We start from the raw sequence: 17,254 nt of genomic DNA, 5'->3' as shown, positions 1-17,254 counted from the left end.
ATAAGTATGTTCGTATCATATCGTTGGTTACAAGAGTATGTAGATATTAAAGATGTAACGGCACAAGAACTAGCAGACAAAATCACGAAAAGTGGTATTGAAGTAGAAGGTGTTGAAGTATTAAATAAAGGTGTAAAAGGTGTTGTAGTTGGTCACGTATTAGAGTGTGAAAAACACCCAGAAGCTGATAAGTTAAGCAAATGTTTAATCGATATCGGTGAAGAAGAACCAGTTCAAATTATTTGTGGTGCTGCTAACATTGCAAAAGGTTTAAAAGTACCAGTTGCAAAAGTTGGCGCTGTACTTCCTGGTAACTTCAAAATTAAAAAAGCAAAACTACGCGGTGAAGCTTCTCATGGTATGGTTTGTGCTCTTCAAGAGCTTGGCATTGATGGAAAGTTAGTTTCAAAAGAATACGCGGATGGTATCTTCATCTTCCCAAGTGACGCTGAAGTTGGTGCAGATGCACTTGAAATTTTAAACTTACATGATGAAGTACTTGAGCTTGGTTTAACACCAAACCGTGCAGATTGCTTAAACATGTTAGGTGTTGCATATGAAGTAGCTGCTATTTACGGCCGTGAAGTAAAACTTCCAGCTATCGACTTACAAGAAACAGCAGAAAAAACTGCTGACTACATTTCTGTAAGTGTAGAAGCGAAAAAAGAAAACCCATTATATATTGCAAAAATGGTGAAGAACGTAAAGATTGGTCCATCACCAATGTGGATGCAAACGCGCCTTATGGCAGCTGGCATTCGTCCAATTAGCAATGTAGTTGATATTACAAACTACATTTTAATGGAATACGGTCAACCGTTACATGCATTCGATTACGATAAATTAGGTTCAAAAGAAATCGTTGTTCGTCTTGCAAAAGAAGGCGAAAAAATTGAAACGTTAGATGATCAAGAGCGTACGTTACAAGAACATCATCTTGTAATTACAAACGGCACAAAAGCTTTAGCTGTTGCTGGTGTAATGGGCGGAGCTGATTCTGAAGTTACAAATGAGACGGTAAACGTTTTAATCGAGTCTGCATACTTTGCAGGTCAAACAGTGCGCCGTACATCAAAAGACTTAGGTCTTCGCAGTGAATCAAGTGCACGTTTTGAAAAAGGAATCGACCCAACACGTACGTTTGAAGCAATTCAACACGCAGCTGCTTTAATGGCGAAATATGCTGGCGGAGAAGCACTTGAAGGTGTAGTAGAAGCTGATAACTTACAAGTACAAGAGCGTACAGTATCTGTTACGGCTGAAAAAGTAAACCGTGTATTAGGTACAGATATTTCTGCAAGTGAAATGGGTACAATGTTCACAAACTTGAAATTCCCATTCACAGAAGTAGAAGGAACATTCCATGTAAATGTACCAGCACGTCGTCCTGATATTACAATTTCAGAAGACCTAGTAGAAGAAGTGGGTCGTCTGTATGGGTATGATCACATTCCAGTTACATTACCTTCTGGAACGATGACACGTGGTAAATTAACAGCAGCACAAACGAAACGTCGTAAAGTACGTCGCTTCTTAGAAGGTGCTGGTTTATATGAAGCAATCACGTATTCATTAACAAGCGCTGACAAAGCGAAACAATATATGGTGGAGCCAAACGAAAAAGCGCCTGTAGCTCTTGCACTTCCAATGAGTGAAGAACGCAGCCAACTTCGTTTAAGCTTAGTGCCACAATTGTTAGAAGCAGTTTCATACAACGTTGCACGTAAAAACGACAGCGTTGCTTTATACGAAGTAGGTTCTATCTTCTTACCGACAGAAGAAGGAGAACTTCCGAAAGAAGAACAACATCTTGCAGGTGTTATGACAGGCCTTGCTCTTCACCATGCATGGCAAGGTGAGAAGAAAGTAGTAGACTTCTTCGTTATGAAAGGTGTGCTAGAAGGATTATTCGACGTACTTGGCGTTGCAAACCAAATCGCATATGCACCAGCAAAACGTGAAGGTATGCACCCAGGTCGTACAGCTGACATCGTATTAGATGGGGAAGTAATTGGTTTCATCGGTCAATTGCACCCTGAAGCAGAAAAACAATTAGATGTGAAAAATACATTCGTATTCGAACTATCTCTTGTAAAAGTATTCGGTGCAGACGTGGAAGAAACTTACTACGCAGCAATTCCACGTTTCCCATCTATGACACGTGATATGGCTGTTGTTGTAACGAAAGAAACAAAAGCTGGCGAAATGAAGCAAGTCATTGCTGAAGCTGGTGGAGAACTTCTGAAAGACGTAACACTATTCGACTTATACGAAGGTGAAAAAATGGAAGAAGGCAAGAAATCACTTGCATTCTCTATGACTTACTTCGATGCAGAACGTACGTTAACAGATGAAGAAGTAACAGAAGCACATAACCGTGTATTAACAACGGTAGAAGAGAAATTTGGTGCGGAGTTACGTAAGTAATAAGAAGTTGCCGGATCTATTCCGGCAATTTTTTTTATGATACGATTGTCGATATATTATAAAAATCGCCGATATATTTGAAGTTACGGTCGATATATTGCGAAAATCGCTGATATATTTTCTGGTGTCTTGCATCTTTCCCTCGAATGTAGTACATTAATTTTAGTTTAACAAAATGAAAGACGATGATAAGGAAAAGTAGTATATACTATAATCCATAGCGAGTCAGGGACGGTGAGAGCCTGATGAGGCGGTATATGTGAAGAACACCTTGGAGTTGCTAACCGAAATTGAATCTTGTATTCAAGAGTAGACTTAGACGGGAATCCGGCCTGTTACAAACCGGGAAGTATGTATTACATACGAGTTAAAGTTGGTCTTTATGACAAATTGGGTGGTACCGCGAAGTTTAACCTTTCGTCCCTTTATGGATGAAAGGTTTTTTTGTATTTAAATATATCAGCAAAGGAGAATTTCACTATGGAAAACACATTAGTAAAAAGTCTGTATAGAGATACAGAAAAGTATGCAGATCAAACAGTACAAGTATCAGGGTGGATTCGTAACTTACGTGATTCAAAAGCATTTGGTTTCATCGAATTAAACGACGGTAGCTTCTTCAAAAGCGTTCAAATCGTTTTCGATACAGAATTAGAGAACTTCAAAGAAATTGCAAAACTTCCACTTAGCTCTTCAGTTAAAGTAGAAGGTAAAGTAATTGCAACGCCTGGAGCGAAGCAACCATTTGAAATTAAAGCAGAAAAAATTGATATCGAGGGCTTATCAGATTCTGATTATCCACTTCAAAAGAAGCGTCATACGTTTGAATACTTACGTACAATCGCTCACTTACGTCCAAGAACAAATGCATTCTCTGCAACGTTCCGCGTACGTTCTATCGCAGCATTTGCGATTCACCAGTTCTTCCAAGAGCGTGGATTCGTACATGTTCACACACCGATCATTACTGGTAGTGATACAGAAGGTGCTGGCGAAATGTTCCGTGTAACAACGCAAGATTTAAACAACGTATCAAAAGGTGAAGACGGACAAGTTGATGAATCAAAAGACTTCTTCGGTAAAGAAACAAACTTAACAGTAAGTGGACAGCTGAACGCTGAAGCTTATGCATTAGCATTCCGTGATGTATACACATTCGGACCAACATTCCGTGCGGAGAACTCAAACACAACTCGCCATGCAGCTGAGTTCTGGATGGTTGAGCCTGAGATTGCATTTGCTGAATTAGGCGATGTAATGGATCTTACAGAAGATATGCTGAAATATGCAATGAAATATGTATTAGAACATGCACCAGAAGAAATGGACTTCTTCAACAGCTTCGTTGATAAAACAGTTCTAGAGCGCATGAACAATGTGATTAACTCTGACTTCGGTCGTATCACTTATACAGAAGCAATTAAAGTACTTCAAGAATCAGGTGCTGACTTTAAATACCCAGTAGAATGGGGTATTGACTTACAAACAGAGCATGAAAGATACTTATCAGAAGAAATCTTCAAACGCCCTGTATTCGTAACAGACTATCCAAAAGACATTAAAGCGTTCTATATGCGTATGAATGAAGACGGTAAAACAGTAGCTGCTACTGACCTTCTAGTTCCTGGCATCGGCGAATTAATCGGCGGAAGTCAACGTGAAGAAAGAATGGACGTTTTAGTAGAAAGAATTAAAGAACTAGGCATGAACGAAGAGGACTACTGGTGGTACTTAGAACTTAGAAAATACGGCGGTACAAAACACGCTGGATTCGGTCTAGGTTTCGAGCGCTTCCTAATGTACATTACTGGTATGGCTAACATCCGTGACGTAATTCCATTCCCAAGAACTCCAGGTTCTTCTGAGTTTTAAGATATAAAAAAGCGAGAGCAACTGCTCTCGCTTTTTTTATTGAGAAAGGTTGTAATTGCAACCTGAACTTTATAAAGTATTTCACGACTAGAAAAGATGTTGTTCATAGTTCAATTCCCACTTCATATATAAGTAAAACGAATGCGACATTTATATAGGGAAGGGGTTTTTATACAATGGGGGAAATTCCAAGTCATACAAAGTGGACATTGCGTGACAAGTATATAGTAATCACTGGTGCAACAAGTGGTATTGGATTAGCGGCAGCTAAGGTGTTTGCAAAAAGCGGTGCTAAGCTAGGAATCATTGCACGTAATGAAGCAAAAGCGAATGATGTTATGACTCAACTTGAAAATATAACGGATGGGAATGCAGTGGTAGATATATTTTTCGCTGATATGTCTTCCCAACAATCTATACGCCAGGTAGCTACCAATATTTTAGAAAGATGTCCGAGAATTGATATATTAGTAAATAATGCGGGTGCTTTATTTCAAACAAGGCAAATTACAGAGGACGGTTTGGAGATGACCTGGGCGGTAAACCATTTAGGTCCATTCTTACTTACAGATTTGTTGTTGGAGCGTTTAAAAGAAAGTGCTCCTGCTCGCGTCATTACCACTGCATCTCACGGTCACAAAATGGCTAAAAAGGGAATTGATTTCGATGATCTAGATGCAGAACAACTGTATCGCGGTATTAAGAAGTTCATGGGCGGTCCTACAATGCGTTATGCACAAACAAAACTAGCTAACATTTTATTCACCTCTGAATTGGCACAGCGGTTGGAGGGAACGGGTGTTAGTGCTTATAGCTTTGACCCGGGGCTAGTGAATACGAATTTTAACCAGGATAATGGTCTAGCTGCTCGCTTAACTATGGCAGCAATGAAACCTTTCTCCCGTACGCCGGAGAAAGGTGCTGAAACTTTAGTATGGCTAGCAGAATCAACTGGATTTACTAATCAGAGTGGTTATTACTATGCCGATAAACAAGTAGGGGAAATGTCTGAAGCTGCCTTGGATAAGGATGCAGCAAAGCGTCTATGGGACATAAGCGAAAACCAAACACGAGAGTAAAAGAGTAGCGAGTATATGTTCAGATTATTATGTTGAATAGTTTTTTACCCTTAAGTAAAAAGTAACCTTGGGGGTGAGTGCAATGAGTAAAAAAGTGAAAAAAGACCATTCAAGATCAATCCTAGGTTCTCCAGAAGTGGAAGGACAAGGGACAACAACACATGAAACTGGTTCTCATAAAGTATCTTCATCAAATAAGAAGCAGAAACGAAGCTAATATAAAAAAGGGAGAGTCTTGGCGGCTCTCCTTTTTTATAGGGGAATTACTAAAAATGAGTTAATTTAGCGATATAGTTAGGAGAGGAAAATAGTAAATGCAATTACATTGAATCGAGAACACATGAAACAAAAAACAGGAGTTTGTAAGCCCCTGTTTTTGTCGATACTATTTCAATAAGCGAAACGCTTTCTCTGTATTAGCAAAATGCAGTTTTACAAACTCAGGTAATCTTTCTTTACCTACTTTTTGAATTAATTTAGCAGCGGCAATATCAACTTGTTTACCAGCACCTTTTGGAAGTAGCATACCAGCTTTTTTACTTAGTTCGTCAAATTGTTTTACGAATGAGTAACGAGCTAAAATGGAAGCGGCGGCAACAGCTAAATGAACACTTTCACCTTTCGTAGCGAAGTAAACATTTTCACGCTGTACCTGTTTTTGTTTTGCTAAATACTTATAGTATGTATCAGGTTGCGTAAATTGGTCGATTAAGATACCTTCTGGTGTTGTAGGAGCAATTTTCGCTAATAAGTTTGTAATGGCTTTATTGTGTAGTAAAGCTTTTAGCTTACCTTGATTATTTCCTTTATCAAATAGCTCGTTATATTTTTCATTATGAAGAACGAGAGAGCTGTAAGGAACAACGTGAAGTAGTTGTTTTGCAATAGCGGTAATTTGAGCATCGTTTAAGTTTTTGGAGTCTTTTACACCAAGTTCTTTTAAAAGTGGAATTTGTTTTGCGTCCACATATACAGCAACTACTGTCATCGGTCCGAAGTAATCACCAGTACCTACTTCATCTGATCCTGCTATAGACATTGTACCGATGGAAGCAGGCGGTGCAAAACGATGAGAATCGACCGATTTTTTTACAGTTGTTTTCGGTGTTTGAGAGACAGTTTGCCAACGAGAAGCTTCTGCTTCAGCACGTCCACCTTGGAACATTACTTTTCCAGATTTATATGCTGTAATCGTGCAAGATGGCACCTTTGCCATAAAGATACCGCCTTGCGGAATTTTTGAGCTAAGTGCTTGTTTATATTGTTGTTTCATGTCTTCAATTACTGTAGAACTTGTTTGTATTACGATAGAATTTGACAAAATGGTCGCTCCTTTTTTATATTGTTATTTTTATCATATCGGATTGTTCTTTCTGTTTCCATATTATGATGGTTCATGGTATGATAAACTTTAGGATTCTGTACGTGATTGGAGGCCGGTGAGTTGTCACAACAAAAGGGAAATAAAAGTCGAATTAATGTAGAAATATATGGCCAACAGTATTCAGTTGTTGGCGATGAAAGTACAAGTCATATCCGCATGGTAGCAGCGATTGTGGATGATAAAATGCGCGAACTCAATGCCAAGAATCCTTCGCTTGATACGAGTAGACTAGCGGTATTGACGGCGGTAAACGTCATACACGATTACATAAAATTAAAAGAAGAACATGAGAAGTTGAAAGAAAGTATGACAAAAAAAGGAATGGAATAAACATGATTGATATTATTATCATTTTACTGCTTGTTATGGGATTTTTCCTCGGATTACGCAGAGGTTTTATCTTACAACTTGTAAAGTTAACAAGCTTTATTATCGCATACCTTGTTGCATACTGGTACTGTAAAGATTTAGCGCCAGCACTTGCGAAATTTATTCCGTATCCATTTGATAAAAATGTATCTGTTCCAGAATGGATTGATGCAAATAATATTGAGACAGTATTTTATCAAGCAATTGCGTTTATCGTATTATTTATTATTACAAAAATCGCACTTTCATTACTTGGTAATTTGTTAAATATGTTTGCAGAAATACCGGTGTTAAAGCAAGTAAATGCGTTTGCGGGGGCAATCCTCGGATTTTTAGAAGTATATATTATTTTGTTTGTTTTAATTATTGTTGGAAATATTCTTCCGATTGAACAAATACAAACACCATTACAAAAATCATCAATTAGCAAAATAATTGTAGACGATACACCGATTCTCTCTGAAAAGGTGAAGGAGCTATGGCAGACAGGTAGCAGAGTATAACTTCTCTTTTTTCGGAAAGAGAAGTTTTTTTCTATGAAAGAAAGGCGGGGCAATGATGAAAGTAAATAAAAAACAAGTTATTAAATTACTAGAGACAATCGGGCTTTTTATGGAACTAAAGGGTGCGAATCCATTTAAAATATCTGCATTTCGTAAAGCAGCAGCAGCACTAGAAAGTGATGATCGTAGTCTTTCTGAAATTGAAGATTTCACAAAGATTCCAGGTATCGGAAAAGGAACGGCAGCAGTTATTCAAGAATATATAGAATCGGGAACATCTGAAGTATTACAAGAACTTGAAAAAGAAGTGCCAAGCAGTTTGTTACCTTTATTAAAACTTCCGGGCCTTGGTGGTAAAAAGGTAGCTAAGTTATACAAAGAACTTGGTGTTGTGGATATGGAATCGTTAAAAGCTGTTTGTGAGGAAAATAAAGTACAAGCTTTAGCAGGTTTCGGTAAGAAAACAGAAGAGAAGATATTAGAAGCAATTGATCAAGTAGGATCTCGTCCAGAACGTTTACCGATTGCGATGGTATTACCTATTGCCGGGGAAATAGAGGAGAAGTTGTCGAATATTACCGAAGTAATTCGTTTTTCTCGCGCTGGTAGCTTACGCCGTGTTCGTGAGACAGTGAAGGATTTAGATTTCATTATTGCAACGACAGAACCAGCAGCAGTACGTAAACATTTATTGCAATTCGATAATATGATTGAAGTAATTGCAAGCGGAGATACGAAAGTTTCTGTTCGTCTTCAATACGAATATGATATTTCAATCGATTTCCGTTTAGTAAAACCAGAAGAGTTTATTACAACGCTTCACCATTTCACAGGATCAAAAGACCATAACGTAAAAATGCGCCAAATTGCAAAAGATAAAGGCGAAAAAATTAGTGAGTACGGTGTAGAGAACTTGGAAACAGGTGAAGTAAAAACATTCGAGACTGAAGAAGAATTTTTTGCTCATTTCGGTCTTCCATTTATCCCACCAGAAGTGCGTGAAGATGGAAAAGAAATTGAATTAATTAAAGAGTATCCAAACTTAATTCAGTTTTCTGATATACAAGGTGATTTACATATGCATACAACGTGGAGTGACGGTGCTTTTTCTATTGAAGAAATGGTACAGGCATGTCGTGCCCGTGGATATAAGTTTATGGCGATTACTGATCACTCACAATACTTGAAAGTAGCGAACGGTTTAACGAAAGAGCGTCTTCGTGAACAAGCGAAAGAAATTGAACGCATGAATGAAAAGTATCCAGACATTACAATTTTACGCGGAATTGAAATGGACATTTTACCGGATGCATCACTTGATTTTGATGATGAAGTATTAGCAGAATTAGATTATGTTATTGGAGCTATCCACTCTAGCTTCTCACAAGACCGTGAAACGATTATGAAGCGTCTTCGCGCTGCACTTGAGAATAAACATGTTACAATGGTTGCTCACCCGACAGGGCGCCTTCTTGGACGTCGAGAGGGTTACGATGTAGACACAGATTTATTAATTGAACTTGCAAAAGAAACAAATACAGTTTTAGAATTAAATGCAAATCCGAACCGTCTAGATTTAAGCGCGAAATTATTAAAACAAGCACAAGATGCTGGTGTAAAAGTAGCGATTAATACGGATGCTCATACACTTGAAATGTTAGAAGACATGGAAACAGGTGTAGCAGCAGCGCGTAAAGGTTGGATTCAAAAAGATAACGTGATTAACACGTGGGATATTGAACGTTTATTAGACTATATTAAACGTAATAAGTAACACAAGGGGGACCTGCAACATGTTAGAAAGAACGTTGCGTGTATTAGAATACAATAAAGTAAAAGAACAATTACTTGAACATACAGCCTCTTCACTTGGTCGTGACAAAGTGAAGAATTTAGTACCGAGCACTGATTTTGAAGAAATTGTAGAACTACAAGATACGACGGATGAAGCGGCGAAAGTCATTCGTTTAAAAGGGAGTGCGCCATTAGGTGGTATTACTGATGTTCGCTCAAATGTGAAGCGTGCAAAAATCGGAAGTATGTTAAGCCCAAATGAACTACTTGATATTGCAAATACGATGTATGGTAGTCGCAATATGAAACGTTTTATCGAAGATATGGTTGATAATGGTGTCGAGCTTCCGATTTTAGAAACTCACGTCGCTCAAATTGTATCTTTATATGACTTAGAAAAGAAAATTACAAATTGTATCGGTGATGGTGGTGAAGTAGTCGATAGCGCAAGTGATAAACTACGTGGTATTCGTAACCAAATTCGTACTGCGGAAAGCCGTATTCGTGAAAAGTTAGAGAATATGACGCGTTCTTCAAACGCACAAAAGATGTTATCTGATGCAATTGTAACGATCCGTAACGAACGTTACGTAATCCCGGTAAAACAAGAATACCGCGGTGTATATGGTGGTATTGTTCACGATCAATCTGCTTCTGGACAAACGTTATTTATTGAACCACAAGTAATTGTAGAATTAAATAACGCACTTCAAGAAGCACGTGTGAAAGAAAAACAAGAAATCGAACGCATCTTATTAATGTTAACAGAAGAAGTGGCAGTAGAAGCTGATATTGTTTTGTCTAACGTAGAAGTAGTTGCAAATCTTGACTTCATTTTTGCAAAAGCTTTTTATGCGAAGCGAATTAAAGCAACGAAGCCAATCGTAAATAACGAGCGCTACATGGATTTAAGACAAGCGCGTCATCCGCTTATTGATCCGGAAATTATTGTGCCAAATAACATTATGCTCGGTAAAGATTTCACAACAATTGTAATTACAGGACCGAATACAGGTGGTAAAACAGTTACGCTGAAAACGGTTGGTATTTGTGTGTTAATGGCGCAATCTGGTCTTCATATTCCAGTAATGGACGAATCAGAGATTTGTGTATTTAAAAATATTTTCGCTGATATCGGTGATGAGCAATCGATTGAACAAAGTTTAAGTACGTTCTCCTCACATATGGTGAACATTGTAGATATTTTAGAAAAAGCTGATTTTGAAAGCTTAGTTTTATTCGATGAATTAGGTGCTGGAACAGACCCGCAAGAAGGGGCTGCACTAGCAATTTCAATTTTAGATGAAGTATGTAATCGTGGTGCTCGCGTTGTTGCAACGACGCATTACCCGGAATTAAAAGCATACGGATATAACCGTGAGCAAGTTATTAATGCGAGTGTTGAGTTCGATGTGAACACATTAAGCCCAACGTATAAATTATTAATCGGTGTACCAGGACGTAGTAACGCCTTTGAAATTTCGAAGCGCCTTGGATTATCTGATCGCGTTATTGATCAAGCGCGTAACCATATTAGTACGGATACAAATAAAATTGAAAATATGATTGCGAAGTTAGAAGAAAGTCAAAAGAACGCAGAGCGTGACTGGAACGAAGCGGAAGCGCTTCGTAAGCAATCTGAAAAACTTCATCGCGAATTACAGCGTCAAATTATTGAATTTAACGAAGAGCGTGATGAAAAATTGTTAAAAGCGCAAAAAGAAGGGGAAGAAAAAGTCGAAGCTGCGAAGAAAGAAGCAGAGGGCATTATTCACGAACTTCGTCAATTGCGCAAAGCGCAGCTTGTAAACGTGAAAGATCACGAGCTTATTGAAGCGAAGAGCCGTCTAGAAGGTGCAGCGCCAGAGCTTGTGAAGAAACAAAAAGTGAATGTGAAAAACACAGCGCCAAAACAACAATTACGTGCAGGCGATGAAGTAAAAGTATTAACGTTCGGTCAAAAAGGTCAATTACTTGAAAAAGTAAGTGATACAGAGTGGAGCGTACAAATTGGTATTCTGAAGATGAAAGTGAAAGAATCCAATATGGAATACATTAATACACCGAAGCAAACAGAGAAAAAAGCAGTCGCAAGTGTGAAGGGTAGAGATTATCATGTGTCGTTAGAGCTTGACCTTCGCGGTGAGCGTTATGAAGATGCAATGATGCGCGTTGAAAAATATTTAGACGATGCACAGCTTGCAAGCTATCCTCGTGTGTCAATCATTCACGGTAAAGGAACAGGAGCGCTTCGCCAAGGTGTACAAGATTACTTGAAAAAACATCGCGGCGTGAAAAACTACCGTTACGGTGACATGGGCGAGGGAGGCCTAGGCGTAACAGTTGTCGAATTAAAATAGCAAACAACGAAACAAAGGGGAAACCATTATATGTTTATGGACAAACTTGCAAAAGCATTGTTAGCTTGTTGTGGAATATTTTTGGTGATTGGGGTTATTTATTTAGTTGTTTTTGCGAAGTGAAGGAGCGTCAATCGTGGCATAATGATATTGCCATAGATTGACGCTTTTAATATACGAAAAGGAACAAAATATGAAAATCAACCAATACATAAGCGAAGCAAAATCCTGCTCAAGACGCGAAACAGATCGTCTTATTAAAGCTGGACGCGTGGCTATTAACGGCGAAATTTGTACGCACGGTGCTCTCGTGAGCGATGATGATGTTGTAACGATTGATGGGCAGGTTATTGCAAAAGAAGAGAAAGAAAAGGTGTATATCGCTTTTCATAAACCAGTTGGAATTACTTGTACAGCAGCCGATCATATTGAAGATAATATTATTGATTATATCAATTACCCAGAGCGAATCTTTCCCGTTGGACGATTAGATAAAGCATCGGAAGGACTTATTTTATTAACGAATGACGGCGCGATTGCGAATCAAATTTTACACGGAGATCATGAGCATGAGAAAGAATACGTTGTGACAGTAGATAAACCTTTTACAGATTGGTTTATTGATGAGATGTCCAGCGGTGTAAAGATTAAAGATGGAATGACGAAGCCATGCAAAGTGACGAGAGTCGGCCAATCTACATTTCGCATCGTTTTAACACAAGGAATGAACAGGCAAATTCGTAGAATGAGCCGTGCTTTCGGGTTTACTGTAACAAAGCTAAAGCGAGTGCGCATTATGAATATAGAATTACATGAGCTTGAAGTGGGAAAGTGGCGGAGCGTTACAGCTGAAGAGTTAGAAATTTTAATAGGGCAGTTATAGGGAGGAAAAATTTTCTCCCTATATTTTTTTGTCAGAAAAAATAAAACTATTGATTTTTTAAAAAATAGCCCATATAATAAAAAACAACAAGTTTCGACAAGATATTTTATAAAAGTAATGATGAGGACATGAGTTGTTTTCTACGATTCTCAGAGAGGGAAGCCTTAGGCTGTGAGCTTCCTAATACGAAAAGACAATCTTACCACCTCTAAACTTCAAGAGTGAACTGCATGCATGATGCATTGTAATTCTTGGCGGATAAAACCGTTATCAATTTACACGAGCTATAAAATGAGCTTATTTCGTTATAAATTCATTTTATTAGAATAAGGGTGGAACCACGATTTCAACACTCGTCCCTTTGTTAGGGACGGGTGTTTTTTGCGTTCTTTTACGGGGAAGTATGCTTGAAAGAGGAGATGTGACGGGTTTTAATTCAGAATATTTTGTCAATTAATTATTTAGGAGGTTAGTAGAAATGAAATCATCTTTAAAATTTTCTGAGATGTTTGCAATAAGTTTAATGTTATTTGCACTATTTTTCGGTGCAGGTAATATGATTTTTCCACCAGCGTTAGGACAAGGTGCTGGAACAGATGTATGGATCGCGTTATTTGGTTTTATCGTAACAGGTGTTGGATTGCCTTTATTAGGGGTAATCGTTATAGCTCTAAAGGGAGATATTAATGAGCTAGCAGGACGTGTGCATCCTATCTTCGCACTTGTTTTTATCACTGCAATTTATTTATGCTTAGGCGTATTCGTAAGCGTTCCGCGTACAGGGACAGTTGCTTATGAAATGAGTGTTGCACCATTTTTACCAAGTGAGATAGCTAGCCAATCCTATCCACTTGTTATCTTTACATTTATTTTCTTTGCGGTAACTTTCTATTTAGCTTTAAATCCTTCAAAATTAGTGGGACGCATCGGTAAAGTGTTAACTCCAATTTTATTAGCTGTTATTGCAATTATTGTAGGTAAAGCACTTATTACACCAATTGGAGAATTTGGTTCACCGACAGAAGCGTATAGTGCTCCTCTTTTCAAAGGTTTTATTGACGGATATTTAACTTTAGATGGACTGGCAGCACTTGTTTTCGGAAATGTTGTCATTAATGCTTTAAAAGCAAAAGGTGTTACAAATAAGAATAGCATTGCGAAAGTAACAATCTTTGCAGGATTTATTGCAGCACTTGGTTTACTACTTGTGTATTTAGCGCTTGCGTATCTTGGAGCTTCTAGTGTATCGCTTGGAATGGGCGCAAACGGAGGCATTATTTTAACAAACGTTGTAAATCATTTATTTGGTAGTTACGGAACATTATTACTAGGTATCGCAATTACAGCAGCATGTTTAACAACTTCTGTAGGTATTGTTGCAGCTTGTGGAGAATATTTCTCTTCCTTATTACCAAAGCTTTCATATCAAAAAGTCGTTTTCATTTTCTGTGTACTAGCATTTATGGTAGCCAATCTTGGTTTAACGCAGTTAAACGCATTAGCATTACCAATCTTAATCGCCATTTATCCAATTGGAATCGTTCTTATCGTATTATCACTTGTTGAAAACTACGTTCGTCTTCCATTAGCGATGTATGTGGGTGGTATTGTAGGAGCGTTCGCAATTAGTTTCTTTGATGGATTACACAATGCAAATCTTCAAATTGCAGCATTAGCACCTATTCTAAATAAGATTCCATTATATAGTGTAGGAATTGGTTGGTTAGTTCCAGGCATAATCGGTATAGGATTTGGTTATATAGTTTCTAAGTTTCAAAAGCAGGAAATTGCTGTAGAAAAATAGAGAAAAGAGGCTTTCTATAATAGAAAGTCTCTTTTTTATAGAAAAAGTTGTACATAGAGAAATTTAGATATTAAAAAATTTATACGTAATATAGTTGACAAAAAATTTATGAGTAGGCTAAGATTGACTTAGTTGTGGAAATATTGGAAGGGAAGTGAAGGAAAGGGGTTTCTATAACTATAGTGTTGTTATGGGAAGAGGTGAAAGAAGAGGAAAAGGGATAGTTTATTTTTTTTGATTTATATTGAGAATGATAATCAATGAATAAGTTTTATAATTTTTTCTCAGTTTCTATGCCTTCGTATAAGGAATAGGGTGAGATATTATTTTTAATATTCAATGAGAATGATAATCAATAATACTTATGTTACATAAAAGAATGCTAATTAAATATAGGTGGAAAAGGTTATTTTTTTCTTATAAATTGAGAATAATTATCATTTTTAAAAAGTGAAATGCAAGATAAACAAGGAGGAAACAAGAAAAATGAAAAAGTTTTCTGTATTACCCGCTTTTATTATGACATTTGTATGTATGCTAGCTTTTCTTGTAGTGCCGTTCGGACAAGCTTCAGCAAAATTAGCTGACGGTACGTATGATATTAACTACGTAATACAAAAAGCGGAAAACGAGTCAGCTTCAATGGCAAATGATTATTTTGAAAAGCCAGCTAAGTTAGTTGTAAAAAATGGTGAGATGAAAGTTCAAGTTCCAATGAACCATAGTGCTTGGATTACAGAATTTAAAGCACCGGAGAATGGAAATTTTGTTGATGCAAAAGTAGTGAGTAAGGACGAAGCGGCTGATAAAAGAACGGTTGAATTTAAAGTTGATGATCTATCAAAGCCGTTGGGAGTAAAAATTCATGTTGTTGTACCAAGTGCAAACTATGACCACCACTATACAATTCGTTTTGCGTTTGATGCAAATGTAAAAGCTGTAGGTGGCGATAACGGTGTAGTTGCTGCAACAAAAAATAATGACCAAGCGAAAACAGATACACAAGTAAAAGAAGAAAAAACGAAAGTAGAGAATAAAGAAGCGAATAAAGAAACAAATGAGAGTGGAAAAGCTGAGAAAACAGATAATCCAAAAACAGGAGACGAAGCACGTATCGGATTATTTGCAGCGTTACTTCTTGTTTCAGGTGTTTTCTTAATTCGTAAAGTGAAGCTAAACAAATAAATATTTCAAAGGGTGATGAATATATGTTTAAACAATTTAAAATGATTATTGCCGTATTTTCTGTTTTATTTACGTTTATCGCAACACTAGGTTCACAAGATGCAAAGGCTGCTACAAAACTAGCTGATGGGAAATATAATATTGCTTTTACTGTATGGAAAGGCGATAAAGATGAATCGTCTAGAATGAATAGTTATTTTGAAAGCCCAGCAACATTAACAGTTAAAAATGGAAAACAATATGTTTCATTTAAAGTGAAAGATAGTTCTTCTATTAAAAGTTTCCAAGTAGAAAAAGATGGTCAATTTGTAGAAACAACTGTGTTAAGTGAAAACAAAACAGATAATACTAGAGTTGTAGAATTTGAAGTTGCTGACTTGTCAAAAAAACTAAACGGCAAGGTGAAAATTAATATCCCAATTATCAAATACAATGCTTCATATGATATTCGCTTTGTATTTGATGGGAACAGTGTTAAATAATTAATTTTTTATAAAGGAGCGTTATTTCATTGAACAAGTATCTTAAGATTGTTGTTGCAATGTGTCTAATGATATTTACATTTGTATCAACATTACAACCACTTGCAGTTCAAGCAGCTACCAAGTTAGCTGACGGTGAATATTCAATGGGCTTCAAAGTTTTAAAAGATACATCAGATGAAGAATCGATGATGAATCAATATTCAGTAAGCCCGGGAACTTTAAAAGTGAAGGATGGGAAAAAGAAAGTATCCTTTACATTAACGAACAGTTCATGGATTACGAAGTTTGAAACAGAAAAAGCAGGCCAACTTGTTGAGACAAATGTAATTAGTGAAGATAAAGAAAAAGATATAAGAGTAGTAGAATTTGATGTGGAAGATGTAGAGAAGGTATTAAATGCAAAAGTAAAAGTAGATATTGATTTTTTAAATTATCATCATGACTATGATGTGCGCATTGTCTTTGATCAAAATAGTATTAAACCCGTTCATGTAGAAAAGCCAAATGAAAAAGAGGACCCAGCTAATAAGCCAGATCCAAATGAAAAACCTAATCCGAGTCAGAAGCCCGACCAAAAGCCTGACCCAGATCAACAACCAAATTCTAACACAATTACAGATGGTGAGTACAGCATTCCATTTAAAGTGTTCAAAGATCAAACAGATGAAGAATCCAAGATGAATAGTTACATGGTAAATCCAGGAGTATTAAAAGTAGAAAATGGTAAGAAAAAAGCTGTTATAACACTAAAAAGTAGCTCATTAATTAAAAATTTCCAAACGGAAAAAGATGGTGCATTTGTTGATGCAAAAGTAGTGAGTGAGGATAAGGAAAAAGATACAAGAGTAGTAGAGTTTGAAGTAAACGATTTATCTAAAAAACTAAATACAAAAGTATTTATCGAAATGGCATCAAGAAATTATAAGCAAACGCATGATGTACAACTTTTATTTGAACAAGATAAACTTGAAAAAATTAAAAATGAAGAGAAAAAACCGGAAGTAGAAAAACCAGAAGTAGAAAAACCAGAAGTAGAAAAACCAGAAGTAGAAAAACCAGAAGTAGAAAAACCAGAAGTAGAAAAACCAGAAGTAGAAAAAACAGAAGTA

At 37.0% G+C, this 17,254-nt stretch carries 14 protein-coding genes and 2 other annotated features; of the genes, 13 read left to right on the top strand and 1 reads right to left on the bottom strand.

Annotation, left to right across the window (positions count from 1 at the left end):
- The first annotated feature begins 6 nt into the window (after positions 1-6).
- The 4 genes from pheT to JDS92_RS21990 all read left to right on the top strand — a co-directional run bounded on the left by pheT (position 7) and on the right by JDS92_RS21990 (position 5,595).
- Positions 7-2,427 (top strand): phenylalanine--tRNA ligase subunit beta, encoded by a 2,421-nt coding sequence (pheT, locus tag JDS92_RS22005; RefSeq protein WP_199632503.1) that lies wholly within the window; start codon positions 7-9, stop codon positions 2,425-2,427.
- A 176-nt stretch (positions 2,428-2,603) separates the two neighbouring features.
- Positions 2,604-2,855, top strand: a binding site (T-box leader).
- Positions 2,856-2,907: 52 nt separating this feature from the next.
- On the top strand, positions 2,908-4,299 hold the full coding sequence (gene asnS / locus JDS92_RS22000; RefSeq protein ID WP_000432186.1) for an asparagine--tRNA ligase: 1,392 nt from the start codon (positions 2,908-2,910) through the stop codon (positions 4,297-4,299).
- Between the two features lie 176 nt (positions 4,300-4,475).
- On the top strand, positions 4,476-5,378 hold the full coding sequence (locus JDS92_RS21995; RefSeq protein ID WP_000503915.1) for an SDR family oxidoreductase: 903 nt from the start codon (positions 4,476-4,478) through the stop codon (positions 5,376-5,378).
- Positions 5,379-5,460: 82 nt separating this feature from the next.
- Positions 5,461-5,595 carry a YuzL family protein gene (locus JDS92_RS21990; protein WP_000039591.1) on the top strand — a complete coding sequence of 45 codons (135 nt, stop codon included), beginning with the start codon at positions 5,461-5,463 and terminating at the stop codon, positions 5,593-5,595.
- 168 nt (positions 5,596-5,763) lie between these two features.
- On the opposite strand, the gene rnhC is transcribed toward JDS92_RS21990, so the two are convergent.
- A complete protein-coding gene (gene rnhC, locus JDS92_RS21985; RefSeq protein WP_000071617.1) occupies positions 5,764-6,699 on the bottom strand; it encodes a ribonuclease HIII in 936 nt (311 codons plus the stop codon).
- A gap of 123 nt (positions 6,700-6,822) precedes the next feature.
- On the opposite strand from rnhC, the gene zapA reads away from it, so the two are divergent.
- From zapA to JDS92_RS21940, 9 genes are all read left to right on the top strand, one after another.
- A complete protein-coding gene (gene zapA / locus JDS92_RS21980; protein ID WP_000082703.1) occupies positions 6,823-7,092 on the top strand; it encodes a cell division protein ZapA in 270 nt (89 codons plus the stop codon).
- Positions 7,093-7,094: 2 nt separating this feature from the next.
- Complete coding sequence (locus JDS92_RS21975) at positions 7,095-7,634, top strand: CvpA family protein (RefSeq protein WP_000565405.1); 540 nt, start codon at positions 7,095-7,097, stop codon at positions 7,632-7,634.
- A 55-nt stretch (positions 7,635-7,689) separates the two neighbouring features.
- Entirely contained in the window at positions 7,690-9,408 is a 1,719-nt protein-coding gene (gene polX, locus JDS92_RS21970) for a DNA polymerase/3'-5' exonuclease PolX (RefSeq protein ID WP_199632502.1), read from the top strand.
- A gap of 19 nt (positions 9,409-9,427) precedes the next feature.
- Positions 9,428-11,788, top strand: a complete 2,361-nt coding sequence (locus tag JDS92_RS21965; RefSeq protein ID WP_000893740.1) for an endonuclease MutS2 — start codon at positions 9,428-9,430, stop codon at positions 11,786-11,788.
- Positions 11,789-11,981: 193 nt separating this feature from the next.
- A complete protein-coding gene (locus JDS92_RS21960) occupies positions 11,982-12,671 on the top strand; it encodes a 23S rRNA pseudouridine(2604) synthase RluF (protein ID WP_000700727.1) in 690 nt (229 codons plus the stop codon).
- A gap of 108 nt (positions 12,672-12,779) precedes the next feature.
- Positions 12,780-13,035: a binding site (T-box leader), on the top strand.
- 114 nt (positions 13,036-13,149) lie between these two features.
- A complete protein-coding gene (gene brnQ6, locus JDS92_RS21955; RefSeq protein ID WP_000842657.1) occupies positions 13,150-14,475 on the top strand; it encodes a branched-chain amino acid transport system II carrier protein BrnQ6 in 1,326 nt (441 codons plus the stop codon).
- Positions 14,476-14,961: 486 nt separating this feature from the next.
- Positions 14,962-15,660: a heme uptake protein IsdC gene (gene isdC / locus JDS92_RS21950; protein WP_000714740.1), complete on the top strand. Its 699-nt coding sequence runs from the start codon at positions 14,962-14,964 to the stop codon at positions 15,658-15,660.
- 23 nt (positions 15,661-15,683) lie between these two features.
- Positions 15,684-16,142 carry an NEAT domain-containing protein gene (locus JDS92_RS21945; RefSeq protein WP_199632501.1) on the top strand — a complete coding sequence of 153 codons (459 nt, stop codon included), beginning with the start codon at positions 15,684-15,686 and terminating at the stop codon, positions 16,140-16,142.
- Positions 16,143-16,171: 29 nt separating this feature from the next.
- A partial coding sequence (locus JDS92_RS21940; RefSeq protein ID WP_199632500.1) for an NEAT domain-containing protein occupies positions 16,172-17,254 on the top strand: 1,083 nt, incomplete at its 3' end.

Source organism: Bacillus cereus group sp. N12 (genome assembly GCF_016483575.1).
GTDB classification, from domain to species: domain Bacteria; phylum Bacillota; class Bacilli; order Bacillales; family Bacillaceae_G; genus Bacillus_A; species Bacillus_A toyonensis.
This window is presented reverse-complemented; position numbering and strand designations above follow the sequence as displayed.

Bases quoted from the DNA above. Each gene is read 5' to 3' on its own strand.
- pheT (WP_199632503.1), top strand. From the start codon at position 7: ATGTTCGTATCATATCGTTGGTTACAAGAGTATGTAGATATTAAAGAT.
- asnS (WP_000432186.1), top strand. From the start codon at position 2,908: ATGGAAAACACATTAGTAAAAAGTCTGTATAGAGATACAGAAAAGTAT.
- JDS92_RS21995 (WP_000503915.1), top strand. From the start codon at position 4,476: ATGGGGGAAATTCCAAGTCATACAAAGTGGACATTGCGTGACAAGTAT.
- JDS92_RS21990 (WP_000039591.1), top strand. From the start codon at position 5,461: ATGAGTAAAAAAGTGAAAAAAGACCATTCAAGATCAATCCTAGGTTCT.
- JDS92_RS21975 (WP_000565405.1), top strand. From the start codon at position 7,095: ATGATTGATATTATTATCATTTTACTGCTTGTTATGGGATTTTTCCTC.
- polX (WP_199632502.1), top strand. From the start codon at position 7,690: ATGAAAGTAAATAAAAAACAAGTTATTAAATTACTAGAGACAATCGGG.
- JDS92_RS21965 (WP_000893740.1), top strand. From the start codon at position 9,428: ATGTTAGAAAGAACGTTGCGTGTATTAGAATACAATAAAGTAAAAGAA.
- JDS92_RS21960 (WP_000700727.1), top strand. From the start codon at position 11,982: ATGAAAATCAACCAATACATAAGCGAAGCAAAATCCTGCTCAAGACGC.
- brnQ6 (WP_000842657.1), top strand. From the start codon at position 13,150: ATGAAATCATCTTTAAAATTTTCTGAGATGTTTGCAATAAGTTTAATG.
- isdC (WP_000714740.1), top strand. From the start codon at position 14,962: ATGAAAAAGTTTTCTGTATTACCCGCTTTTATTATGACATTTGTATGT.
- JDS92_RS21945 (WP_199632501.1), top strand. From the start codon at position 15,684: ATGTTTAAACAATTTAAAATGATTATTGCCGTATTTTCTGTTTTATTT.